Raw genomic sequence first — 24,004 nt, 5'->3', positions numbered from 1 at the left:
CGCGATGATGAACTTCATCCTTCGCTTGGTTCTCTTCATGTTGGGGCTGGTCTTCGCGGCCAGCCTCGCCGTCGCGGTGCTGTTGTTCGGTGCGGCGTGGGGACTGCGCTATGGTTGGGCACGACTTACCGGCCGGCCGATTACGCCGTGGGTCATGCGCTTTAACCCTGGTGCCGGCTTCAACCGCTTCCGCGCGGCCAGCGCGCCGGCCGAGCCGTCCGCGGGCGACGTGGTCAGTGCGCGTGCGCTGGGCGAATCTTCGGAACGCCCAGTACGTGTGCATGGCGTGGGTGGCGGCGTGACCGACGTCCAGCCCAAGTCGGCGCCCTAAGCACGCCGCGCTGAACCCCGTCAAAATCGACCCTCCGCGTCCGCCGCCGAATGTGGCACCACCCTGGAGAGATTGAAATGACCCAACGCGACATCTTCGTGGTCGGCACCGCCCGCACCGCCATCGGCACTTTCGGCGGCTCGCTGAAAGACGTGCCCAACACCCAACTGGCCACCACCGCCGTCAAAGCGGCCCTGCAACGCAGCGGCGTGGCACCCGACGCCATCGGCCATGTCGTGATGGGCAACGTGATCCCGACGGACGTCAAGGACGCGTACCTGAGCCGGGTCGCCGCCATCGATGCCGGCTGCCCGATCGAGACGCCCGCCTTCAACGTGAACCGGCTCTGCGGCTCCGGCCTGCAGGCGATCATTTCGGCGGCGCAGGCGATCCAGCTCGGCGATTGCGACATCGCCATCGGCGGCGGCTCGGAGTCGATGAGCCGCGGCCCGTACTTCGATACTTCGGCCCGCTATGGCGCGCGCATGGGCGATGCGGTGCTGGTCGACTACATGCTCGGCATCCTGCACGACCCCTGGGAAAAGATGCACATGGGCATCACCGCCGAAAACGTGGCAGCGCGATACAACATCTCGCGCAGCCAGCAGGACGAGCTGGCGGTCATGAGCCAGCAGCGCGCTGCTGCGGCCATCGCGGCCGGTCGCTTCAAGGAGCAGATCGTTCCGGTCGAGGTCAAGACGCGCAAGGGCATCGTGCTGTTCGATACCGACGAGCACGTGCGCGCCGACACCACGATGGATACGCTGGGCAAGATGAAACCGGCCTTCAAGAAGGACGGCCTGGTGACGGCAGGCAATGCGTCGGGCATCAACGACGGCGCTGCCGCTGTGGTGCTGGCCGAAGGCTCGCGCGTGCAGGCGCTCGGCCTCAAGCCGCTGGCCCGGTTGGTCGGCTACGCACATGCCGGCGTCGAGCCCGCTTACATGGGCATCGGCCCGGTGCCGGCCACGCGCAAGGTGCTGGAACGCACCGGCCTGAAAGTGAGCGACCTCGACGTGATCGAGTCGAACGAAGCCTTCGCGGCGCAAGCCTGCGCCGTCATCCAGGAGCTGGGTTTCGACCCGGCCAAGGTCAACGTCAACGGCTCGGGCATCTCGCTCGGCCACCCGGTCGGTGCGACCGGCGCCATCATCACGACCAAGGCCATCGCCGAGTTGCACCGCACCGGCGGGCGCTACGCGCTGGTCACGATGTGCATCGGCGGCGGGCAGGGGATCGCGGCGATTTTCGAGAGAGTTTGAGCGGACGATGCCGCTGCGCAAGCCGATCCTTGTCGACGAAAACGAAGTCGAACTAACTGCCATTCGTGCGCAGGGTGCGGGCGGCCAAAACGTCAACAAGGTTTCGAGCGCGGTGCATCTGCGCTACGACATTCCGGCAAGCTCTCTGCCGGACGACGTCAAGGAGCGACTGCTGTCCTTGCGCGACAACCGCATCACGCAAGAAGGCGTGCTGGTGCTCAAAGCGCAGCAGCACCGCACGCAGGAGATGAATCGCAACGATGCGCTGGCGCGTTTGCAGGAGGTGGTCGACGGCGTGGCCGCGGCGCCCCTGGTGCGTCGGGCCACCAAGCCGACCTATGGTTCGAAGCAGCGACGACTGCAAGGCAAGAGCCAGCGCTCGGAAATCAAGAACCTGCGGGGACGTGTGCAGGACTGAGCCTGGTCTGGCCGCGAAGCCGCACGATCTGCAGTGCGACGCTCCGACAACGCCGCGGCGTGGCATAAACTGGCGACGCTCATCATCCGCCATGTCGCTCATCACCTTTATCGTCGAAGACAACCCCACGATTCGGGAGAACCTCATCCCGACGCTGGAAGATCTGGCAAATGCCGAGGTGGCCGGCTTCGCGGAATCCGAGGCAGAGGCGATCGACTGGCTCGCTTCCCATCGCGACGATTGGCACCTGGCGGTCGTCGACCTGTTCCTCAAGCAGGGCTCCGGCCTGGGCGTGCTGGCCGCATGCAGACAGCGCGGGGAACAGCAACGGGTCGTGGTGCTCAGTAACTACGCGACACCCGAGATGCGCAACCGCTGTACCGAGTTGGGCGCCGATGCGGTGTTCGACAAGTCCAACGAGCTCGACGCGTTCTTCGACTTCTGCAATACCGATCGGCCTTCGCAGTTTTCGGCGTTGTAGCGGCCGCGGGCCGCGGCCCATATGCCTAGCCCGCTGGCGTCGATTGCGACTCGTTGCGCGCGCAGTTCGTCATCAACGCTTGCAGCGCATCGGCATCGGTGCGGTAGTTGAAGAGCAGGGGTCCGGGCACGAGCAAGCCCGCACGGTCGAGCACTTGCTGCGCCGGTAATTTGAGGCCGCTGAGGTGCAACCGCACGCCCTTGCTCTCGAGCAAGCGACGCAGCGAGCCGAACACCTCGGCGCCGCTGATATCGATGCGGTTGATGGGATGCGCGAAGAGACAAACGTCGGTGACTTCAGGCCGCGCTGCAAGCACTTCTGCAATCGCGCGCTCGAGCGTGCCCGCAGAAGCAAAGTCGAGCTCCGCATCCATGCGCAGCGCGTAGAGAGCGGGCGCCAGCGGTGGTAACTGCCACAGGTGTCGGTCGCGCAGGCTGCCGTCGCCGTGCAAGCCGACTTCAATGATGCGCGGATGCAGGTGGCGGTACATGTAGTTCGCGAGGCTCGCCAGCAGCCCGCCGAGCACGCCCCAGTAGATCGAAGGCGCGGTCGCGATGGTGAGTGCGAAGGTGCCGATGCCGATGCCGGCCTCGATGCGCGACACACGCCACAGCACCGCGAAGCTGCGCGGCTTGATGAGCCCGACGATGGCCGTCATAACGACTGCGGCCAGCACGGCCTGAGGCACGTGATAGAGCAGCGGCATCAGCCACAGCAATGTGAGCGCCACCACGCCGACGCTGAACAGCGTGGCCCAACCGGTCTGCGCACCCGCATACAGCGTGATGGCCGAACGAGAGAACGACGAGCTGGTCGGAAAAGCACCGGTCAGGCCCGACGCCACCTTGGCGAGGCCTTGGCCGATCAAGTCCTGGTTTTCGTTCCACAGCGTGCCGGCGCGTGCGTTGTCGATCTTGGCGCTGGAAGCCGTTTCGAGAAAGCTCACCAGCGTGATCGTGAGCGCGGGCAGCAGCAGCATGCCGAGCGTGTGCAGCGTGCCGCCTGGCAGAGCGCTTGGCCAATACAAGGACGGCAAGCCCGAAGGCAGTGCGCCGACCACGGCGCCGCCGAGGAGCGCATAGCTGAGCGACCAGCTCAACGCCGCTGCGCCGGCGACGAGCGCCATGGTAGTGGGGAAGCGAGGCAGCCAGCGCTTGCCGGCCCACAACACGGCCATGCTGCCAAGGCCGAAAGCCATCGCAGTCCAGTCCGGAGGCGAGCCACCGCGCAGTACCTGCGGCACTGTACGACCAGTGAACCCGAGCAGCGAAGGCAGCTGCGACACCGCGATCAAAATCGCCGCGCCCTGCGTGAAACCGGTGAGCACCGGCGAGTTGACCAGTCGCAGTATCCAGCCGAGTCGCCCGGCACCGATCAGAATCTGGATGCCACCCGACAGTAGCGTCAGCCACACCGCCATCGCCACCCACTCGGCGCTGCCCGCGACCGCAAGGGGCGCCAGCGAAGCACCGACCAGCAGACTGGTGAGGGCAGTCGGCCCGACCGACAGGCGCTGCGACGAACTGAACAGTACCGCGACCAGTGCGGGCCACAGCGCCGCGTACACGCCGGTGACCAGCGGCATGCCGGCGAGGGCCGCGTACGCAACGCCTTGCGGGATCACCATCAGCGCGACCGTGATTCCGGCGAGTGCTTCGCCTTGCAACAGTGCGCGACTCGGACGCGGCCATGCGAGGCAGGGCATCCAGCGGGCGAGCCGCTGCCGCAAAGAAGGCGTGGTTGCTATCAAAACCGTAGCTTGGAGTGGCGTCTTGGCGCGCCTCTCGATTGTTTTTGATTGAGGATGACAGGCGAGTATAGAGGCGTGACTCACAGAGCAATGCGTCGAAAATCGCATCACGATTCAGACTGCGCCTACATCGCAAACCGATTGCTTCAGCGACTCTTGGACATGAATAAGTGGTTACGTCCATTCGCCGATCTCCGGAGTTGGCAGACCCGACGCTCGTTCGATCGCTTCGACCGGTTTGGTCCGTACCGCCTCACAGTGCATGCGTTGCCTTTGACGGCAGTACCGCTGGCCCATGCGCTGGTGCATTCGGTCACCGGGATCGACGATGACCTTCGTCGCTGGCTCGACGTCACGCTCGCCGAGCGTGCGCGGCCCGCTTTGGGCCAGCCTGCGTCGCGTGCGACGGTATCGGTCTGGTACGCGCTGCAGGACGCGCAGGCGACCGGCCTGCCGCTGGCCGCCGAAGCCGACTGGGCGCTGCTGAAAGCGATCGGCCGCGAAGACGCTGCAATGGAGGCGATGCGCTTTCTGCTGCGCATCTATCTGACGACAGTGCAGCTCTGGTTGCCCGGTGCGGCCGAAGCGGTGCGCACGCTCGACTCACCAGCCATGCGCTGGGCGGACGGCGTCGGCGCCGACGCTAGATCAACGACTTCGCGTTTTTAAGCACGTAGTCGCAAGCCTTCGTTTTCACTTTGCCAGACACCGACTTCAAGTCGATCGACTTGCCGTCGCCCTGTAACAACCCTTTGGCACCGTTGGCAAAGCCGGTCTGTTGCTGGGGCTGACCGGTCACCTTGGCGAGCAACTTGTCCTTGATCGACGCCGCATCGCCGCCGAGGTAGTTGTTCTTGACGCAGTACTGCAGCACGCCGGCCGCATTGCCTACCGTGTTGCCGCCCATCGCCGGCATCGCGTAGTTCCCGGCCTGTGACTTGAGCGAGTCGAGCAGGTTCGACGCGCCAGCGGAGGTACCGACCGATGCGCCGATGGACGCCAGAAGAAGTGAAGCGAGAGCGGTGCGTGTTTTCATGGTGGCTTCCCTTTGAAGATGAGTTGGGTGGTGTGGATGAGGGCGATGTTTACTGTCGTTTCTTGTGCTGGAACGCGGTCGGTGATTGCCCGGTCGCGGCCTTGAACATGGCGCAGAACGCGCTGTCCGTGGCGTAGCCGCTGGCCGCTGCGACACGACTCACCGCCATACCACGCGCTAGCAAAGGAAGGGCATGCGCCATCACGGCTTGCTGTCGCCATTGCTGCCAGCTGGTGTCGAGTTGAACCCTGAACAGTCGCGCCACGGTGCGCTCGCTTGCGCCGATGGCGGCGGCTCGTTCCGCCAGCGTTGCGCGATCGGCCGGGTTGCGCAGCAACGTCTCGCAGAGCTGCCGCAGTCGCTTGTCGTTGGGCAGCGGCACATCGATCTGAATCTGCGTTGCGCGTTCCAGTTCGCTGATGAGCAACGGCGCGATCATGCGTTCACGCGGAGCGGCTTCGGCATCGACCGGCGGCAGGCCATCTGGCGTGGTGTCGAGCGCCAGCATCAATGCGCGCAGCAGCGGGCTGATCTCCAGCACCTCGCATTTCTCCCAGCTCGGCGCGAGCCAGGCATGCAGGTAGACGGTGCGCAGCTCAGCATCTTCGATGAGCGTGATGCTGTGCTGCATGTCGGCCGGCACCCAGAGCGCGCGCGACGGCGGAACGATATAGCTGCCGTCTTCGGTGCTGAGCCGGATTACGCCGCGTGTCGAGAAGGTCAGCTGTGGCCACGGATGCGCATGGAGCTCGACCAGCGTGTCGGCCTTGAGGAAATGCTCTTTGGCGCGCAGCGGCCGCACGGCATCAGGCGCATAGAGATGCGGTGTGAGCGAGCCCACGCTGATCGACGGTGCCATCGATGGTTGCACGACGGTCGCTGATGGCGGCGATGCTGGAAGAGCGGCAGGTATAGAGGCAGTGGCTGGCATGGTTCCGACAAATGTTGTCGCTGTATCGTCATTCTGACGGTAGCTGGCGACATAGGATCAGGGTCCGCCCGTCATATTTGTAGCAATCCATGTCGTCTTCAGTCACAGCAGTTTCATCCTCGACGCCCACCTTGCGTGCCGACGCCCAGTTGATCGGCCTGGTGGGCCTCGCGCATGCCGTCAGCCACTTCAGCCAGTTGGTGCTGGCGCCGCTGTTTCCGTGGCTGAAAGATGCTTTCAACGTGAGCTACACCGAGTTGGGCGCGGTGTTGACCGTGTTCTTCGTGGTCTCTTGCCTGGTGCAGGCGGCGTCGGGATTCATCGTCGACAAGCTCGGCCCGCGCCCGGTGCTGTTCGTCGGACTCGGCGCGTTGGCGCTGGCGGCCTTTGGCTACGCGATGGCGACGAGCTACTGGATGCTGCTGGCCTTCGCGGTGCTGGGCGGCATCGGCAACGGCGTCTTTCATCCGGTCGACTACACGCTCTTCAACCGCAAGGTCGCGCCAACGCGGCTCGGCCATGCGTACAGCGTGCACGGCATCACTGGCAGTCTGGGCTGGGCGTTGGCGCCGGCCTTCGTGGTGCCGATCGCCATCGCGTATTCATGGCGCGTGGCATTGGCATCGGCCGGTGTACTCGCCGTGGTCGTGCTGCTGGTCCTTTGGATCTATCGCAGTGTGCTGTCGCTCGACGTCAGGACGGTGCAGAAGGCCACCGGGCAAGGCGGCGCTGCGCCCATCGGCGGAGAGTTCGATTTCTTGCGCATTCCGGCGGTGTGGATGTGCTTCGCTTTCTTCTTTTTCTACGCCGCCGTCATCAGCGTGGTGCAGACCTTCGCGCCCGTCGCGGCCGGCCATCTGCACGACGTGCCGGTCGCCCTGGTCGCGGTTTGCCTGACGGTCTACATGGTTGCGAGTGCCGCGGGCATGGTGTTCGGCGGCTTTCTCGCGTCGGACCCGACACGCTGTGCGCGCATCGTCGGTGCGGGCTTTGGCGTCGCGGCGGCGCTGGCGCTGGTGCTGGCCTTTGGAGACTTCCCCGGCATGCTGGTGCCGGTGATCTTCGGGGCGATGGGCTTCGCGTCCGGCATCGCGGGGCCTTCGCGCGATCTGCTGGTCAAGCGCTCGACGCCGCCCAATGCGACGGGACGCGTCTATGGCGTTGTCTACGCCGGTCTCGACATCGGCCAGGCTCTGGCGCCGCTGGTGTTCGGCCGGTTGATGGACAACGGCCAGTACATGAGCGTGATCGTCGGGCTGGCAGTGGTGCAGGGTGTGTTGATTGCAAGCGCGTTCAATGTGACGCGTGTGCGGCGCACGTCGCTGGTTGCCGCGACTGCTTGAGCGCGGCGGCCGCAGTGCCCGCGCTGCCGTTGCAGGGCCGGCGCGCACACTGAGCACCATGTCGACCAACGCCTTGCAACGTCATCAGCCCGATTCGCGATACGCGATGCTGCGGCTCTTCGTCACGCTGCTGATCATGACGGTCGGTAGCTGCGGCATGTATGTCGTGTCGGTGGTGTTGCCGGCAATCCAGTCCGACTTCGGCGTGGCGCGGGCCGAGGCCTCGCTGCCCTACACGCTGTTGATGATCGGCTTCGGTCTTGGCGGAATCGTCATGGGCAAGCTGGCCGACCGCCATGGCGTGATGTGGCCGCTGCTGCTGGGCGCAGTGTGCGTGGGTGTCGGCTTCGTGGCCTCCAGTTTCGCGACCGGCATCGTTGCTTTTTCTGCGGTGCAGGGAGTGTTTGTCGGGCTAGGCAGCGGTGCGGTGTTTGCGCCCCTGGTAGCCGACACCTCGTTGTGGTTCGTCAAGCGCCGTGGCATGGCGGTGGCCGTGTGCGCTAGCGGCAACTACCTCGCGGGAGCGGTGTGGCCGCCCATCGTGCAGAAGTTCGTGGAGGCCTCCGGTTGGCGAGCGACCTATGTGGGCCTGGGCCTGTTTTGCGGGCTGGCGATGGCAGGGCTGTCGCTGTTCATGCGAACGCGGCCGCCGGCGACCGTCATGGATGCGCCGCCCGCGGCGGTTGCGGGCCGCGCTGGTATCGACGCGGTGGCACGCCCCTTCGGCTTCAGCCTGGGGATGGCGCAAGGGTTGCTGTGCGTAGCTGGCACCGCCTGTTGCGTGGCGATGGCGATGCCGCAGGTTCACATCGTCGCCTACTGCACCGACCTCGGCTTCGGCGCTGCACGCGGGGCCCAAATGCTGTCGTTGATGCTCGCCTGCGGCATCGTGAGTCGCCTTGTCTCCGGTGCCCTCTGCGACCGCATCGGTGGCTTGCGCACGCTGTTGCTCGGATCGATGCTGCAATGCGTCGCGCTCTTCATGTTCCTGCCGTTCGACGGCATGGTGCCGCTCTTCGTGGTGTCGGCCATGTTCGGCTTGTTCCAGGGCGGCCTCGTTCCGTCGTACGCGATCATCGTGCGCGAATACTTTCCGCCGGCCGAGGCCAGCGCGCGCGTGGGCACCGTCATCGGCTGCACGTTGCTGGGCATGGCGCTCGGTGGCTGGATGTCGGGCAAGGTGTTCGATCTCACCGGCAGCTATCACGCGGCCTTTATCAACGGCATCGCTTGGAACCTGCTCAACATGTCGATCGCGGCGATGCTGTTGCTGCGAACCCGTCGGTTGCACGGCGCTGTGCCCGCAGCAGTCTGAGGTCTTTCACCTCGCGTCATCCACCTCGCGTCCTCTAGCCCGCGTCCTCTAGCTCGCCAAGAGCGCGTCGACTTTTCGCAACCCTTCGATCGTTTTCACGCAGGCTTCGGCAGCCTCTGTTCCCTTGACCGCGAAGTGGCGGTGGAAGTACTTGCGGTGTTCCGCATGCTCATGGAAGTGATGGGGCGTGAGCACGGCAGACAAGATCGGCACGCCGGTTTCGAGCTGCAACGCCATCAGGCTGTTGACCACGGTGGTCGCGACGAACTCGTGACGGTAGATGCCGCCGTCGACCACCAGCGCGCAGCCGACGATGGCGGCGTACTTGCCCGAGTTGGCCAGCCGCTTGGCGTGCAGCGGGATCTCGAAAGCGCCGGGCACATCGAACACATCGATGGTGTCGGCAGGCACGCCGAGACGCCCCATCTCGGCAAGAAAAGCGTCGCGTGCCTGATGCACGATGTCGGCATGCCATTGCGCTTCGACGAAGGCGATACGGTTGCCGTGTGGCGCATCGGTGGCGGCCGTGACAGAAAGGGGAAGGTCGTTGATCTGACTCATGGTGCCTCTGGTGCCTTTTGAAAAAAAGCAGGTTTCCTGAATCAGGGCGCACGAAGGCGACAGCAACGCCACGCGACGTAACGCGCGTGGCAATGCAGACGGTTCGCGCTCTCTTGCATCCGGACTGTGACCGTCGGCTCCGGAATCGCACCGAAATCTGCTGACCCCGACCTTCGTGGAAGACCGGGCGCTCGCGGGCTTGTGCGAACGAGTCGCCATCACCGCCGGTGGGGAATTGCACCCCGCCCTGAGAACGCTTGCCCCGACTTGCATCGGAGCGAGTTGGATTCTAGAGACGAGCGCAGGGCCGCGCTGTCACGCACGAGCCAAAACCCCACGGCGAGTCGTGCTGCGGTTTCGGGACCTTCAGCGCGGCGCCATGAAGGCCGTCATGCGTTGAAACTCGTCGTCGAGGGCCGCACGAAACGCAGCGCCGTTCGGCTTCTTGTCGACATAGCCGAAGCTCGGCTTCAGCCGTCCTGTCGTGGTTGTCACGTTCGCCCAGCCGATCACGCGGTCGTGCCACAGCAATGGCAATGCGTAGTAGCCGAACTGGCGCTTCGGCGCTGGCATGTAAGCCTCGAACTTGTACGTCCAGCCCCAGAGCAACTCGAAGCGGCGACGGTCCCACACCACCGGATCGAACGGCGCCAGCAGCCGAACCGCATCGTCAGGCGCGTGACGTTTGGAAGCGGGGTTCTCGTCGACCGGCCAGTACCAGGTCGTGCCGTCGATGCGGTTGCTGGCGAGCACTTCGCGTGCTTCACTCAGCGCGGCCTGGGTGTGCGTGCTCAGATGTGGCGCGCCGTAATTGAGCAAGCGCACGAGGTAGGTAAGGCTCGCGGCTGGCAGCGGGGCGTACTTGCGCACGATGAGTTCGAGCAGTGCCGCAGCACGCAGTGCGCGACCGGTCGGGCTGTCATCGATCGGTGGTGCATGGTCGACCGCTTCGTAGACGCGCGTGCCGCTGTCGCGCCGAGCTACGCGCAACATGCCGCGGTAGTGCATGCCGTCGAGCAGGTGCGTGCTCGCGTTGCTCGATCCGCCCCAATAGTTGGTCATGCGGCCGTGCGAGAAGTGCGCATCGACATCACGCGGATGCACTTGCCCGCGCTCGCGCACGAAGGCCAGCACGTCCGCAGCCTTGCGCCCAGTCTCCGCATCCCAAGCCAACTTGGGCTCACGCGGGTGCATCAACGCCAAATGTTCGCGCGGCAGAAAGCCGTAGTTGACGAGGCTGTCTTCTTCGATTGCAAGTCTTGGGTATCGCGCTTCAAGATCGCCCGCACGGTAGTCCTTGACGCGATGACGCAACGTGAGGTCTTGCGCTCTTGCGGGTGCGCGAATCGGGTCGGCTTGCACGAATCCGAGACGCTGGATTGCGCGCGGCAATGTGGTCGGTTTGAAGAGGGTGCGGGCTACGGCGTAGCGGCGCAGGTCATCGATGGTCGGGGCTTGCATGGACGCTGATTTCAGCATGGTGCTAACGGCGGGACGCGGTTGTGTTCGTGGCGGGGCCGAGGGCGCCGGGTGACCCCATTCCGCTCATGTCCCCCGCCTTCGTGTTCACACCACAGTCTTGTGCCGAGCAATGCAAACGTCGAGCGTCTCTTCCCCTGTACGTTGCCACCAGTCAAGATTGGAAAAAATCTCCACTTCGCTGAATCCATCGAAGCCCGCAGCCTCCATCCAGCCGCGAATCTTCTCCAACTCCACCACCCCATCACCCATCATTCCGCGGTCGGATAACAGGTCACGCGTCGGCGTCAACCAGTCGCACACGTGGTACGCCAGCAAGCGCGATTTGCCTGCCCGTTCGATCTGCTGCTGCAGCTTCGGGTCCCACCACACGTGATAGATGTCGAGCGCCACACCCAGCGCGCCGGTTTTGCCAGGGTCGAGTTCGTCGCACAGGTCCAGTGCGTGTTCGAGCGTGTTGATGCACGCGCGGTCGGCGGCCTGCATCGGGTGCAGCGGCTCGATGCCGAGCGGCATGCCGACCTTGCGTGCGTACTCCAGCGAAGCCGCGATGCCGTCGTGCACCTCGTTGCGCGCGCGGCCGATGTCCTTGTAAGCCGCCTTGCCTTCGAGCGCGCCGGGCAGCGCGCCGACCACGAGCACGAGGCACGGTGCGTCGAGCGTCTTCGCTTCGTCGATCGCGCGGCGGTTATCGTCGAGTGCGGCTTTGAGCCCAGCCGCATCGGGTGCCGGAAAGAAGCCACCGCGGCAGTAGCCCGAAAGGCCGATGCCATGCGCCTTGAGTTGCTTGGCGAGCTTGTCGATGCCCACCGCTGCGACCTGATCGCGCCATGGACTGATCGCCCTGATGCCGCGTTCGGCGCACTGGTCGACGATGCGGTCGAGCGGGACTTCGACGCCGCGTTGTTTGCGCACCGTCGCGGTGTTGATCGACAGCCAGTCGTGGTTCAGCGAGAAATCACGCATCCGTCGCCTTAGGCTTCGACGCCATGCATTGTGAGCAAGGTCTTCATGCGGCGCACGGCCAACTCCGGATGCTCCAGCAGATCGGCCGCATCGGCGAGGCGGAACAACTCGGCCAGATGCTGCAACGACCGTGTGCTCTGCTGGCCTCCGACCATGGTGAAGTGCGACTGGTGGCCGTTGAGCCACGCCATGAACACGACGCCGGTTTTGTAGAAGCGCGTGGGCGCCGCGAAGATGTGGCGCGACAGCGGCATGGTCGGGCCGAGGATGGCGTGGAACTTGTCGACATTGCCCAGAGCCAGCTCACCTAGCGCCGCGCTGGCCGCCGGCGCAATCGCGTCGAAGATGCCCAGCAGCGCGTCGCTCTGGCCGTGCGTCGCGTCGCTGCCAAAGCCATCGCCGGCAATCAGCTCGGCATAGTTGAAGTCGTCGCCGGTGTACATGCGCACGCCCGGCGGAAGCCGTCGCCGCATTGCGATTTCCTTGTCCTTGTCGAGCAGCGAAATCTTGATGCCGTCGACCTTGTCCGGGTGCGCGGCGATGATGCCGAGCGCGGTGTCCATGGCCTTGTCGACATCCCCCGATCCCCAGTAACCGGCCAGCGCGGGGTCGAACATCGGACCGAGCCAATGCAGCACCACCGGCTGCTTCGCCTGCGACAGCACGCGGTCGTACACGCGCTCGTAGTCGGCCGGGCTCTTCGCGACGCGGGCCAGTGCGCGGCTCGCCATGACGATCAGCTTGCCGCCGAGCGCTTCGATGGCGGCCATCTGTTCTTCGTAGCCGCGAATCACATCGTCGACGTTCTTGACGCTGTCGATGTCGAGATGGTCGGTGCCGCAGCCTGACGCGACGAGCGCGTTGCCGTCTTTCGAAGAGAAGTCCTTCGCCGCATCGAGCGAGCGGCGGATGAGCTCCAGCGAGGTCGGCCAGTCGAGGCCCATGCCACGTTGCGCGGTGTCCATGGCCTCTGCGACGCCCAGGCCCAACGACCAAAGATGACGGCGGTAGCCGATGGTCGCGTCCCAGTCGATCGCGCATTGCAGCCAAGGATCGATGGTGGCTAACGGATCGGCGACGACGTGTGCTGCCGAATAGGCGATGCGGTTGAACGCGACGCCGGCCACCGGCTTGGTGGGCATAGCGCCGCGCAACGAATAGGCTGATAGCGCGCCGTCGGCGGTCGGAAGGGTGAGGGTTAACGCCATGCTGCCGGCCTCGTCAGATGCTTAGCGCCGGCACGTCGACCCAACGGCGCTCGCCCCAGCTTTCGAGCGCGGCTTCGACCAACTGCACGCCCTTGACGCCTTCGGGCAACGTCCACTTGTAAGGCGCGTTTTCGACGACGTGGCGGATGAAGTGTTCCCACTGGATCTTGAAGCCGTTGTCGTAGACCTGCGAGTCCGGAATCTCCTGCCATTGGTCGAAGAAGTTCATCGTCTGCTTTTCGTCCGGGTTCCATACCGGGCGCGGCGTGGCGACGCGCGACTGCGCACGGCAGCTTGACAGGCCGGCCACCGCAGAGCCATCGGTGCCATCAACATGGAAGATGACGAGATCGTCGCGGCGCACGCGCGTGACCCAGCTCATGTTGATCTGCGCGATGACCGGCTCGCCGTTGTGTCCGACCAGCTGGCAGGTGGCGTAGGCCGCATCGTCTGCGGTGGCTTCGTAGGGTTCGCCGGCCTCGTCCCAGCGCTTGGGAATGTGCGTGGTGCCAAGGCAGCTGACCGACTTCACCTCGCCGAACAGGTTGTCGAGCACGTAGCGCCAGTGGCACATCATGTCCAGGATCATGCCGCCGCCGTCTTCCTTGCGGTAGTTCCAGCTCGGACGCTGAATCGGTTGAAGGTCGCCTTCAAAAACCCAGTAGCCGAACTCGAGGCGCACGCTCAGCATGCGGCCGAAGAAGCCGGCGCGACGCAGCATGTCGAGTTTGCGCAGGCCGGGCAAAAAGAGCTTGTCCTGCACCGCGCCATGCTTCAAGCCCGAGCTTTGCGCAAGACGTGCGACTTCGACTGCTTCGTTCAAATTGGTCGCGATCGGCTTCTCGCAATACACGTGCTTGCCGGCGCGGATCGCCTTGGCCAGCAAGGTGGGGCGCATCTGCGTGGTGCCTGCGTCGAAGAAGATCGTGTCGTCCTTGTTCTCCAGCGCGAGGTCGAGGTCGGTGCCCCAGCGTGCGATGCCGTGGGCTTTGGCCAGCGCCTCGATCTTGTCGGCATTGCGTCCGATGAGGATCGGGTCGGGCATGACCTTGTCGCCGTTCGAAAGCGTCACGCCGCCCTGCGCGCGAATGGCGCAGATGGAGCGGATCAGATGCTGGTTCATGCCCATGCGGCCGGTGACGCCGTGCATGATGATTCCGAGTCGTTGGGTCGCCATTTCAGAGGTCCTTTTTTTTGCGATGTTCTTGAGGAGGTCTTGTGTGGGCTCAACTGCCGGCGAGCGGCTGGAGCGTGGCCCAGTCGGGTTGCGCGCTGGCGGCAAAGCCGGGCGCAGCAAGCGACGTGATGTCGAGCATCCCACCGTGCACAGAGAGCCGCACCTTGTCGCCGCTTGCTTCGTAGAGCCCAGGTTGCGCCCGCAAGAAGCCTTGCGCTTCTGTTGTGCTGCCGCCCTGGCCGCTGAAGCCGTCGACGTAGTGATGGCCGTTGCGCTCGACGTGCGTGAGCCCGATCAGGTTGACCAGTGCGAGGTCTTGCTGCACGGCGAGGCCGGCTTGTGTGGTCAGGTCTTCGGCCGACATGAAATAAGCGGCCGGTCGGCCTTCGGAGGCGGCTTGCAGGTTGAGTTGCCGGCAACGCGCTGCGTTGAGCAACGAGCGATAGATGCCCTTGCAATCCTTGCTCGACACGCCCGTGTAGCCGCAGGTCAGCGCCTGCGGAAACGCATCGAGCGTGCCGTCGGACTCATCGATCAGCACCGGGCGCATCGCAGCGAGCGCGCGCACATCGCTTTGCAATGCGGTTGCGCGTGGCAATGGTTGCTCGATGTAGAGGGTTGCCGCTGCGAGGCGATGTAACGCGGGCGTCGCCTGCACTCGTTGCCAGAAGCGCGCGGCGGCTTCGGCATCGGCGAACTGCTCGTTGCCGTCGAGCGTGACGACGTAATCGGGCACGCGCTCGATGACCTCGGCAATTCGCGTCAGCCGGGCCAGATCTTGCTCCGCGTTGCCGGCGACCTTGAGCTTGAAGTAGCGGCAGCCGGTGGCTGCGACGACTTCTTCCAGCGTCTCGGGCAAGCCGTCGCCCACGCATTGCTGTACGTCGGCTGCCGTTATGGCGTCGACCAGTCCGACGGTGTGACGCAGCGCGATGCGGTTCGCTGGCGCTAATGAGCCGAGGAAGCTGGCGAAGTCGAACGCGTCGAGGTCCGGCGTCAGCGTCGCATCGATGCCGGGCAGATTGCGTTGCACCGCTTCATAAAACGAAATACCTTCGGCGCGACACAGCGCATCGAGCAGCGCGCGGTCGATCAAAGCCGGACCGAAGCAGGCGATGAGCGGGTTGAGTTGCTGCGCCGCCGCGGCGTCGATTTGCGGCTGGTAGTTCGCTGTGAAGTGCGCGAAAGCAGGGCGCGATTTGCCATCTGCAAGATAGGCGGCCTTCGCCAAACGAAGCGAGGTGCGCAGCTGATCGAAGTTGTCGTCGTTGCTGAGCGCGAGGTTCTTGTCGAACCACTTGGGCGCGAGTAACTCGGCTGAAGCGCCTTCGGCTTCAACGCCATTGTCTGTGCGGATGCGAACGCGCACGAAGGCCTGCGGGCAAGCCGTCAGCGTGACGACGCCGAAGCGGAACGGCATGCGCATCTTCACGCCGCGTTCGAAGAGCTGGATGTCGAGGATGCGGAACGGAATGGACATGGCGACCGGTAAAAGACCTGCGAAAAGGATGCGGGAAAACGATTCGGGAAAAGGTCAGGCCAGCTTTTCGCGCAAGCCCTTCAGGTAGCCGGCCGAGAACGCGGCCACGCCCGGGCCGTCGGGCACGTAGTCGAAGGGTTCGACGCCGATCGCGCCGGCGTAACCATGGCGCTTCAATGCCGCGAAGATCGGCGCGAACTGCATCGCGCCTTGACCCGGTCCGCGGCGGTTGGGGTCGTTCACCTGAATGTGGCCGATGAGCCCGGTCGGCAACCAGCGGTCGATCAGGTCGGGCACGCTCTCGCTTTCACTCAGGCCGGCGGCGCTGCAATCGATCATCGTGCGCAGGTTCGGGTGGTCGATGGTGCGCACCACCTCTGCCGCCTGGGCCACGGTATTGAGCATCGATGTTTCGTGCGGCGACAACGGCTCGATGCAGTAGATGACACCGTTGGCGGCTGCCGATTCCGCGACGCGCGCCAGGCCGTCCTGCAGACGCGCCAAGGCGACGGCGTGGCTCTCTCCGTCAGGGATCTGCCGCTGCTTGGGCGAGCCGTGCACCAGCACCATGCCGCCGAGTTCGGCGCACAAGCCGGTCAGGCGCGACATCACATCGAGCGTGCGGGCGCGCAGGTCGGCGTCGGGGTGGGTCAGCGACAAACCTTCGGGCTTGACCAGCAGCCAGTGCAGGCCGGTGACGATGAGGCCGAACGATTCGATGGTGGCGCGAATGCGTGCCGCTTCGCCCGATGTGATCTTTTCCGGCGCGTCGCTCAGCGTGAAAGGCGCGACTTCGAGCCCGTCGTAGCCAAGTGCCGCGGCGACCTCGCATTGTTTCTCCAGCGACATGCCGGCGAGCACTTCGTTGCACAGAGCGATCTTCATGAGGGTTGCCTTGAAACGAGCGACTTCAGCGTGCGGCTGAAGCCACCGGTGATGCTCTGTACCAGCGCTTTGAAGGCCGGCACATACAGAAGAATCGTGAAGATCGTGACCGTCGCAAAACCGATGCAGATCGGACGTGTGAAGAAGGGCGACAGGTCGCCATCGGACAAGACCAGCCCGCGGCGCAAGCTCTTGTCGAGCAGCGGACCGAGCACCAGACCGAGAACGAAGGGCGCCATCTGGTAGCCGCGGCGCCGCAGAAAGAAAGCGCCTATGCCGATGACCAGCATGCAGTAGATGTCGAACAACCGCGACGCGCTGGCGAAGGCGCCGACAGTGCACAGCAGAAAGATGATCGGCATCAGCACCGTGCGCTTGATGCGCAGCACCAGCAGCAGCGGCTTCACCAGAAACAGGCCGAAGATCAGGATGCTGACGGTGGCGAGCGAGGTCATCGCGACCACGTCGTAGACGAACTGGGGGTGCGAGATCATCATCATCGGACCGGGCTGGATGCCGTGGATGATCATCGCGGCCATGAGCACGGCAGACGGTGCTGAACCTGGAATGCCGAGCGCCAGTGCCGGAATGATGTGGCCCGGAATCGACGCCATGTCGCCAGTCTCGGCGGCCATCAAGCCATCGATCGAGCCCTTGCCGAAGAGCTCCTTTTCTTTGCTCGCCGCCTTGGCTGCGGCGTACGACATCCACGCACCGGAGTCTTCGCCGACGCCCGGCATCAGCCCGGTGAGCACGCCGATCACGCCGGAGCGCAACACGGTGGGCCAGTACTGCACCACCTCGCGAAAGCGCGGCAATACCGAGTCGCGTAACTCGACCATCTTCTTCTCGACCGGGTCGGCCAGTGTCGTCAAGACCTCGGCAAAACCAAAGGCGCCGACCAGTGCAGGAATGAGCGAGATGCCGCCCGAGAGCTGGTCCCAGTCGAAGGTGAATCGGTTGTACGCGTACAAGCCTTCTTGCCCGATCTGCGCGACGAACAGGCCGAGCGCGCCCATCAACCAGCCCTTGAGCGGATCGTCGCCGACGATGCTGCCCGACATTGCGACACCAAAGAGCGCAAGCCAGAAGAACTCGTAGGCACCGAACGACAACGCGACTTCGGCCAGCAACGGCGTGAAGGCTGCAAGGCAAAGCACGCCGAACAGCGTCCCCATGAAGGCGCCCGAAGTGGCAATGCCGATGGCTCGACCGGCCTCGCCGCGGCGCGCCAGCGCATAGCCATCGGCACACGATGCCGCGTTGGCAGCGGTGCCGGGAATGTTCAGCAGGATGGCCGTGCGAGAACCACCATAGAGGGTGCCGACATACGAACAGATCAGGATCAGGATCGCATCGTTGGCCGGTAGCTTGATGGTGAGCGTCGTCAGCAACGCGATGCACAGCGTTGCCGACAAGCCCGGCAGGCAGCCGACGATGATGCCGATCAACGCACCGCCGAGACCAAAGGTGATCGACGTGATGTTGAGGAAGCCGAGGTAGGCGTGACCGAGGAGCGCGAGGCCTTCGAACATGGTGGTCTTGCTGAGCTCAGAGAGTTGCTTAAGGCAGATGAACCAGGAACAGTTCCTGGAACACGAGCGTGATGACGATGCCGGCACCGAGGCCGATGGCCAGCGTCTTGCAGAAGATCGGCAGCGTGAGCGACTCGCCTGCTGCCTTGCGTTGCACGTGCTGCAGGCTCAGGATCGCGATGGTCACGAACAGCGCGGCCGCCGCCCAGAAGGGCAGTCCGTGCCCCACGAGCCCGACCGCGAAGACGACGCACAAGCCCACCACCAGCACGATGCGTTTCTTCTCGACGCTGCTGGTCGCAGGCGTCGCCACTGCGGCTTCGCCGGAATGCGCAGAGAGTCGACGCCAACTGCGCAGCGCCAGCAGAAACCCCAACAACACCGTCACGATGCCGAGCAAGCCTGGCAAAAGTCCGGGCGCGGTATACGGATTGATGTCCTGCTTCTCGAGCCGGTCCATGCGAAGCGAGCCGATGAGCACCGCCGCGCCGAAGATCATCCACGCGAAGGCGGCGATCAGGTCGGAGCGCGGGCTGACGGTTCGGGCTTCTTCAACCGGCGTCGTCGGGAGTTCGGACGACTGCTTTGGCTGTGCAGAGGTCGAGGTAGCGGGAGGCGTCATGGAAACGAATCAAGGCTTCGGAATGCCAACGGTGTCGGGCGACACCTTGGCCTTGCCTGCCCCGAACAGCATCCACGCATTCGCCTGCACAGCCGGCATCACCGCCTTCTGCGCAGCCTCGCCGGAGGTCGGCAAAAACAGGGCGCCGCGGCTGCTCGCATACTTCTTCAGCGCTTCGCTCTTCGGGATGTTTTCTTCCCAGATCTTCTGCACCGTTTTCACGACCTCGTCAGGCACGCCCTTGGGGATGAAGATGCCGAAGTAGTTGGCCGGCGCGGTAAAGCCGGGAATGGTTTGGGAGAGCGGCGGAATGACGCCGAAGCCTTCGAGGTCGAGCGGCTTGTCGCTGACCGTGGCGAGCGGACGCAGGCGCTTGCCACGGATCATGTCCGCCTGTTCGACGGCCAGTTGCGTGGTGACTTCGGCCTCGCCCGACACGGTGGCCACCACCGCAGGATTGCCGCCGTCGTACGGCACTTCGCGGTACTTGACGCCGGTAGCCGCGGCGATGAAGTCCATCGCGTTGTGGCCTGCGGAGGTGACGCCTGCCGTCGCCACCGTGATCTTGCCGGGCTGAGCCTTCATGGCGTCGATCAGGTCCTTGGCTGTCTTGTACGGCGTCGCCGGATTCACGCCGATCACCTGGATGTTGGCGACCGTCAGGAAGATGTTCCAGTCGCTCATCTTCGTTTGCAGCGAGCCGAGCGTTTCGTAGGTGCCCAGGTCTTGTGCGGCACCGGCCGTCCACGTGTAGCCATCCTTTGCAGCATCGAGTGCGCTCTTGGTGCCGATCGCGCCTGATGCACCCGGCTGATTGATGATGACGACGGTTTGGCCGAGTGCTTTTTCGATCTCGCCTGCAGTGACGCGCGTGACCTGATCGGTCGACCCGCCTGCCGCCCACGGCACGATCAAGTTGATGGGGCGAGACGGCTTCCACTGGGCCAGCGCGCCGGACGCAGCGGCAGACAAAACGGCGACGACAAACACCCGGCGAGCCAGGTTGCGAACGGAATCGGCATGCATCACGAAGGTCTCCAGTTATGGTTTTAATTCACCAGCGGGTGAATTCTGACTAGCGCGAACCAGAGCGTCAACGGACCACGCCAGTCAGTCCCTCAGGACATACCCTAGGATCACATCGCACATGTGAGAGAGGCGTTCGCTGCGCGCTTTGCGCGTCATGAGGTCGCGCCCGAAGATGGCTGACAGCGTGTAGTTGTTGGAAAGATAGAAGTACGCGATGCCGGCGATCGAGATGTAGAGGTGCACCGGATCGACACCGCCGCGAAACACGCCTTCCTTCCGGCCACGTTCGAGAATGTCGCCAAGCGTCTGGATCACCGGCGAGTTCATTTCCCGCACGCGCTTCGACTTCTCCAGATGGCGCGCTTGGTGCAGGTTGGCGCTGTTGAGAAGGGTGATGAACTCGGGATGTTCGAGGTAATAGTTCCAGGTGAATTCCATGAGTCGGCGCACGGCTTCGGCCGGCGGCAGGTCAAGCAGATGCAACTCTTTTTCAGCCTCGCGAATGTTGGCGTAGGCGCTCTCCAGCACTGCCAGAAACAGGTCGTCCTTGCTGCTGAAGTAGTAGTAGATCAGTCGCTTGTTGAGGCCCGCACGTTCCGCGATGCTGTCGACGCGCGCACCGGCCAGTCCCAGCAGCGCGAACTCTTCGCGCGCGGCGTCGAGGATCGCTTGCTGCGATCTGTCGGCGTCTCTGAGGCGCGGTTCGGGTGCGATAGCTGCAACGGATTTCATGCGTTCTTTTAACTGTTTGGTGAATTAAAGCCAACCCGATTTTTCCCTGACGATAATCGGCGGCATCTCTTCATCTACTCAATCGGGCGTGGCATGCAAAAGCAGCAGACAGCGGGGCACTTGATCGTCGAATGCCTTATCGAACAGGGCGTCGAAATTGCATTCGGCGTGCCGGGAGAAAGTTTTCTCGCGGTGCTCGACGGCTTTCATGCGTACGACGACCGCATTCGCTTCATCGTGAACCGGCAGGAGGGTGGCGCGGCCTTCATGGCGGATGCGCATGGGCGGCTCACCGGGCGGCCTGGCATCTGCTTCGTGACGCGCGGCCCGGGAGCCACCAACGCATCGATCGGCGTGCACAACGCGTTTCAGGATTCGACGCCGCTCGTGCTTTTCGTCGGCGACGTCGGCAGCGATTTTCGCGATCGTGAAGCCTTTCAGGAGGTCGACTACGGCAGCTTCTTCGGGCCAAGCACCAAAGGGTTTGCCAAGCGCGTCGAGCGCATCGACGATGCGAGTCGCATTCCCGAATACATCGCCCGCGCGTTCTCGACCGCGATGAACGGCCGCCCCGGCCCGGTCGTGCTTGTGCTTCCGGAAGACATGCTGAGGTCGACCACGGCGGCACGCCCACTCGGCCGCGTCGAGGCCGTGCAACCGTGGAGCGATCCGGGATCGCTGCGTACCTTGCGCGAACTGCTGATGAAGGCGCAGCGCCCGTTCGTGATCGCTGGCGGCAGTGGCTGGACGACGCAATCCGCGCAGGCGCTGCAGCGCTTTGCAGAGAACTGGAAGCTACCGGTCGGCAATGCGTTTCGCTTTCAGGATACGTTCGACAACCACCATCCGCTGTATGCGGGGGACGTCGGCATCGCCATCAATCCCAAGCTCGCCGCGCGAATCAAAGACAGCGACCTCGTCATCGCGATCGGGCCACGCTTGGGCGAGATGACCACCGGTGGATACACGCTGCTCGAAGCCCCGAAGGCGAAGCAGACGCTGGTGCACATCCATGCCAGCGCCGAAGAGCTCAATCGCGTGTACCAGGCCGACCTGGCCATCAATGCAGGCATGAGCGCCGCGGCGCGCAGCCTGGAGGTGCTCAGTGCCCCGCCTGAAGTGCCATGGGAAGAGTGGACGTTTGCTGCCCATGCCGACTATCTCGCGAACCTCGTGCCGCAACCCTTGCCCGGCTTGCCCGCCGACATGCCTCGTGGCGCAGTCGACCTAGCCGAGGTAGTGGCGTTGTTGCAAAAGCATCTGCCGCACGATGCCGCCATCACCAACGGTGCCGGCAACTTCGCGAGTTGGGTGCATCGCTTCTTTCGCTACCACGGTCTTGCCAAGGGCCATAAGACGCAGCTGGCGCCCACCAGCGGCGCAATGGGCTACGGCGTGCCGGCTGGCATCGCGGCCAATCTGACGACCGGCCGCATCGCCTTCACGATTGCTGGCGACGGTGACTTTTTGATGAACGGACAGGAGCTGGCGACGGCGTCGCAGCACGGTGGCAAAAGCATCATCGTGCTGCTGAACAACGGCATGTTCGGGACCATCCGCATGCATCAGGAGCGCGAGTACCCCAACAAGGTCAGCGGCACCGCGCTGCGCAACCCAGACTTCTGCGCGCTTGCCAGGGCATACGGCTATGCGGCTGAGAAAGTGACTGCCACGTCGCAGTTCGAAGGCGCGTTGCTGCGGGCGCTGGAAGCCGACATTGGCACGCTGATCGAGATACCACTCGACGCGGAGATCATCTCGACGCGCGGCACGTTGTCGTCGATCACCAAAGCAGCGCAAGCGCGGCCTTCACCTTGAACGAAAAAAAGCCGGCATGAGCCGGCTTTCCAGTTTCAGGTGCACGAAGCACCCGAGGCTTACTTGACGTGCTTGCCGATCAGCGCAGCCAGTTCGAACATCGACACTTGCGGCTTGCCGAAGATTTCCTTCAGCTTGGCGTCGGCGTTGATGTTGCGCTTGTTGGCCTTGTCTTGAAGATTGTTCTTCTTGATGTAGTCCCACAGCTTGCTGACGACTGCGGTACGCGGCAGCGGCGTGGAGCCGACGACAGCAGCGAGTGCCGGGCTGGGGGTCAGGGCCTTCATGAAGGCAGCGTTGGGCGTGCGCTTCTTGGCGGGAGCAGCCTTCTTTGCAGCAACCTTCTTCGCAGGAGCAGCCGTCTTTGCGGGCGCAGCCTTTTTCGCAGGAGCAGCCTTCTTTGCCGGAGCAGCTACTTTCTTCGCTGGAACAGCCTTCTTTGCGGGAGCCTTTTTGGCCGGAGCCTTTTTTGCAGTTGCCATGGTTTGATTTCCTTTTTTTGGTTGGACATTCACCAATGAAAAACAGCGTCTCCACTGGCACTGCGGATGCTAAAGGAGAAAAAACGCGTTTCCAAGTGGAAAAGAGACTTTTTCATTGGGGGCTGTTGTTTTTTCAGAGGAGAAACAGAGGGGAATGCGGGGGAGAGCCGAGAGAGGGCGCCCTACGGTTTCGCCAAGCGGGCAGGCCAGGTCGCGAGCATCACGCCCATGAGTGCCGCGGCGAACGCCACAAGCTGCAGCATCGAGAGGCTTTCGCCGAGCACCAGCACGCCCACCAACGCCGCGCTCACAGGCAGCATCACGGTGAAAACGCCAGCCTGCGATGCGGGCACATTGCGCAGGCCCGTCATCCACAACCACACCGTCCAGATGCTCGCGGCCATCGCATAGACCACGAGCAAAAGCCAGGTGCCGACATGCACTGAGGCGAAGTCGAACCGCCATGCGAACCAGAGGCCGAACGGCGTCGAGAGCGCGAAGCCCCAGAGGTTGATGAGCGACGAGATGCGCTTGGGTCCGAGACGTCCGGTAAGCGACTTGCCGATGACCGCATACGCCGACTCGCACAGTACCGCGCAGAACACAAGCAGGTTCCCGAGCCAAGGCATACCGCTTTGCACTGCGCCTGATGTCGGCGCTGTCGCTGCAGTCGATGTCACATGCACGGGCGCGAACGCCAGCAGTGCGATGCCTCCGGCGGCACAGCCGATGGCGCCGGCTACGCGCAGCGTGATGCGCTCGCGCAGGAAGATCCAGCTGGTCAACGCGACCACCGCCGGGATCGACGCCATGATCACGCCGGCCGACACCGCGCTCGTCATGCTCACGCCAAAGAGCATGCAGATCGAGAACATGAAGTTGCCGAGGAACGATTCGAGAAAGACGAGGCCGCGCGTGCGTCGTGTCATTGGCGGTTCGTCGGCCGGGCGCTTCAGCCAGTGCGGCATGGCCAATGCGGCGATGCCGAAGCGCATCCATGCGAGTAGCAACACCGGCAGTGCGGCGACGAGTGGCTTGGAAAGAGCGACATAGCTGCCGACGAGCGTCATGCTCAAGGCAAGGCAGGCATAGGCAACGAGACGGCTAGATGCTGGCGCGGCGGACACCGTGGATGCCGCTGATGCAGGTGGGTTCACTAGACT

Annotated in this window: 24 protein-coding genes and 1 riboswitch; of the genes, 8 read left to right on the top strand and 16 right to left on the bottom strand. The window is 64.0% G+C overall.

Going from position 1 to position 24,004, the window contains the following annotated elements:
- The first annotated feature begins 7 nt into the window (after positions 1 to 7).
- From QN397_RS16405 to QN397_RS16390, 4 genes are all read left to right on the top strand, one after another.
- Positions 8 to 331 carry a hypothetical protein gene (locus QN397_RS16405; protein WP_323496318.1) on the top strand — a complete coding sequence of 108 codons (324 nt, stop codon included), beginning with the start codon at positions 8 to 10 and terminating at the stop codon, positions 329 to 331.
- 77 nt (positions 332 to 408) lie between these two features.
- Positions 409 to 1,593, top strand: coding sequence for an acetyl-CoA C-acyltransferase family protein (locus tag QN397_RS16400; RefSeq protein ID WP_323496319.1), 1,185 nt, complete (start codon positions 409 to 411; stop codon positions 1,591 to 1,593).
- 7 nt (positions 1,594 to 1,600) lie between these two features.
- The gene (gene arfB / locus QN397_RS16395; RefSeq protein WP_323496320.1) at positions 1,601 to 2,011 is read left to right on the top strand and encodes an alternative ribosome rescue aminoacyl-tRNA hydrolase ArfB; all 411 of its coding nucleotides are present in this window, start codon (positions 1,601 to 1,603) and stop codon (positions 2,009 to 2,011) included.
- Positions 2,012 to 2,102: 91 nt separating this feature from the next.
- On the top strand, positions 2,103 to 2,492 hold the full coding sequence (locus tag QN397_RS16390) for a response regulator (protein WP_323496321.1): 390 nt from the start codon (positions 2,103 to 2,105) through the stop codon (positions 2,490 to 2,492).
- Between the two features lie 25 nt (positions 2,493 to 2,517).
- On the opposite strand, the gene QN397_RS16385 is transcribed toward QN397_RS16390, so the two are convergent.
- On the bottom strand, positions 2,518 to 4,197 hold the full coding sequence (locus QN397_RS16385) for a SulP family inorganic anion transporter (RefSeq protein ID WP_323496322.1): 1,680 nt from the start codon (positions 4,195 to 4,197) through the stop codon (positions 2,518 to 2,520).
- 207 nt (positions 4,198 to 4,404) lie between these two features.
- Between QN397_RS16385 and QN397_RS16380 the strand changes: the two genes are divergently transcribed.
- Positions 4,405 to 4,911, top strand: a complete 507-nt coding sequence (locus QN397_RS16380) for a hypothetical protein (RefSeq protein WP_323496323.1) — start codon at positions 4,405 to 4,407, stop codon at positions 4,909 to 4,911.
- Here QN397_RS16380 and QN397_RS16375 read toward each other — a convergent pair.
- Both QN397_RS16375 and QN397_RS16370 read right to left on the bottom strand, forming a co-directional pair.
- A complete protein-coding gene (locus QN397_RS16375) occupies positions 4,886 to 5,278 on the bottom strand; it encodes a DUF2501 domain-containing protein (protein ID WP_323496324.1) in 393 nt (130 codons plus the stop codon). The two genes, QN397_RS16380 and QN397_RS16375, sit on opposite strands and share 26 nt — an antisense overlap.
- 49 nt (positions 5,279 to 5,327) lie before the next feature.
- A complete protein-coding gene (locus tag QN397_RS16370; protein WP_323496326.1) occupies positions 5,328 to 6,137 on the bottom strand; it encodes a helix-turn-helix transcriptional regulator in 810 nt (269 codons plus the stop codon).
- A 161-nt stretch (positions 6,138 to 6,298) separates the two neighbouring features.
- Here QN397_RS16370 and QN397_RS16365 point away from each other — a divergent pair, with 161 nt between their 5' ends.
- Together QN397_RS16365 and QN397_RS16360 are read left to right on the top strand one after the other, a co-directional pair.
- Positions 6,299 to 7,552 (top strand): MFS transporter, encoded by a 1,254-nt coding sequence (locus QN397_RS16365; RefSeq protein WP_323496327.1) that lies wholly within the window; start codon positions 6,299 to 6,301, stop codon positions 7,550 to 7,552.
- 58 nt (positions 7,553 to 7,610) lie between these two features.
- A complete protein-coding gene (locus QN397_RS16360) occupies positions 7,611 to 8,867 on the top strand; it encodes an MFS transporter (protein WP_323501424.1) in 1,257 nt (418 codons plus the stop codon).
- A gap of 48 nt (positions 8,868 to 8,915) precedes the next feature.
- Here the strand turns inward: QN397_RS16360 and QN397_RS16355 are convergent, their stop codons facing one another.
- From QN397_RS16355 to QN397_RS16305, 11 genes are all read right to left on the bottom strand, one after another.
- The gene (locus QN397_RS16355) at positions 8,916 to 9,428 is read right to left on the bottom strand and encodes a 6,7-dimethyl-8-ribityllumazine synthase (protein ID WP_323496329.1); all 513 of its coding nucleotides are present in this window, start codon (positions 9,426 to 9,428) and stop codon (positions 8,916 to 8,918) included.
- 103 nt (positions 9,429 to 9,531) lie between these two features.
- Positions 9,532 to 9,687: riboswitch (FMN riboswitch) on the bottom strand.
- Positions 9,688 to 9,794: 107 nt separating this feature from the next.
- Positions 9,795 to 10,889 (bottom strand): DNA glycosylase AlkZ-like family protein, encoded by a 1,095-nt coding sequence (locus tag QN397_RS16350; RefSeq protein WP_323496330.1) that lies wholly within the window; start codon positions 10,887 to 10,889, stop codon positions 9,795 to 9,797.
- A 105-nt stretch (positions 10,890 to 10,994) separates the two neighbouring features.
- Positions 10,995 to 11,873, bottom strand: a complete 879-nt coding sequence (locus QN397_RS16345) for a sugar phosphate isomerase/epimerase family protein (RefSeq protein WP_323496331.1) — start codon at positions 11,871 to 11,873, stop codon at positions 10,995 to 10,997.
- Positions 11,874 to 11,881: 8 nt separating this feature from the next.
- Positions 11,882 to 13,081 (bottom strand): dihydrodipicolinate synthase family protein, encoded by a 1,200-nt coding sequence (locus QN397_RS16340; RefSeq protein ID WP_323496332.1) that lies wholly within the window; start codon positions 13,079 to 13,081, stop codon positions 11,882 to 11,884.
- 13 nt (positions 13,082 to 13,094) lie between these two features.
- On the bottom strand, positions 13,095 to 14,258 hold the full coding sequence (locus QN397_RS16335; protein ID WP_323496333.1) for a Gfo/Idh/MocA family oxidoreductase: 1,164 nt from the start codon (positions 14,256 to 14,258) through the stop codon (positions 13,095 to 13,097).
- A gap of 49 nt (positions 14,259 to 14,307) precedes the next feature.
- Positions 14,308 to 15,738 (bottom strand): enolase C-terminal domain-like protein, encoded by a 1,431-nt coding sequence (locus tag QN397_RS16330; protein WP_323496334.1) that lies wholly within the window; start codon positions 15,736 to 15,738, stop codon positions 14,308 to 14,310.
- 54 nt (positions 15,739 to 15,792) lie between these two features.
- Positions 15,793 to 16,623 (bottom strand): sugar phosphate isomerase/epimerase family protein, encoded by an 831-nt coding sequence (locus QN397_RS16325; RefSeq protein WP_323496335.1) that lies wholly within the window; start codon positions 16,621 to 16,623, stop codon positions 15,793 to 15,795.
- Positions 16,620 to 18,158 (bottom strand): tripartite tricarboxylate transporter permease, encoded by a 1,539-nt coding sequence (locus QN397_RS16320; protein WP_323496336.1) that lies wholly within the window; start codon positions 18,156 to 18,158, stop codon positions 16,620 to 16,622. The genes QN397_RS16325 and QN397_RS16320 overlap by 4 nt, the downstream gene beginning before the upstream one ends.
- A gap of 28 nt (positions 18,159 to 18,186) precedes the next feature.
- Positions 18,187 to 18,780 carry a tripartite tricarboxylate transporter TctB family protein gene (locus QN397_RS16315; RefSeq protein ID WP_323496338.1) on the bottom strand — a complete coding sequence of 198 codons (594 nt, stop codon included), beginning with the start codon at positions 18,778 to 18,780 and terminating at the stop codon, positions 18,187 to 18,189.
- Between the two features lie 9 nt (positions 18,781 to 18,789).
- Positions 18,790 to 19,806 carry a tripartite tricarboxylate transporter substrate binding protein gene (locus tag QN397_RS16310; RefSeq protein ID WP_323496339.1) on the bottom strand — a complete coding sequence of 339 codons (1,017 nt, stop codon included), beginning with the start codon at positions 19,804 to 19,806 and terminating at the stop codon, positions 18,790 to 18,792.
- Between the two features lie 84 nt (positions 19,807 to 19,890).
- Entirely contained in the window at positions 19,891 to 20,541 is a 651-nt protein-coding gene (locus tag QN397_RS16305; RefSeq protein ID WP_323496340.1) for a TetR/AcrR family transcriptional regulator, read from the bottom strand.
- 93 nt (positions 20,542 to 20,634) lie between these two features.
- Between QN397_RS16305 and QN397_RS16300 the strand changes: the two genes are divergently transcribed.
- Positions 20,635 to 22,359, top strand: coding sequence for a thiamine pyrophosphate-binding protein (locus tag QN397_RS16300; RefSeq protein ID WP_323496341.1), 1,725 nt, complete (start codon positions 20,635 to 20,637; stop codon positions 22,357 to 22,359).
- Between the two features lie 59 nt (positions 22,360 to 22,418).
- Here QN397_RS16300 and QN397_RS16295 read toward each other — a convergent pair whose 3' ends face one another.
- Positions 22,419 to 22,841 (bottom strand): SWIB/MDM2 domain-containing protein, encoded by a 423-nt coding sequence (locus tag QN397_RS16295; RefSeq protein ID WP_323496342.1) that lies wholly within the window; start codon positions 22,839 to 22,841, stop codon positions 22,419 to 22,421.
- Positions 22,842 to 23,023: 182 nt separating this feature from the next.
- Positions 23,024 to 23,911: a DMT family transporter gene (locus QN397_RS16290; RefSeq protein WP_416352163.1), complete on the bottom strand. Its 888-nt coding sequence runs from the start codon at positions 23,909 to 23,911 to the stop codon at positions 23,024 to 23,026.
- Positions 23,912 to 24,004: the final 93 nt, after the last annotated feature.

The organism is Variovorax sp. RTB1, assembly GCF_035018765.1.
Classification (GTDB): Bacteria; Pseudomonadota; Gammaproteobacteria; order Burkholderiales; family Burkholderiaceae_C; genus Variovorax.
Note: the sequence above shows the minus strand (reverse complement) of the source record. Positions and strands in the feature narration are given on the sequence as shown.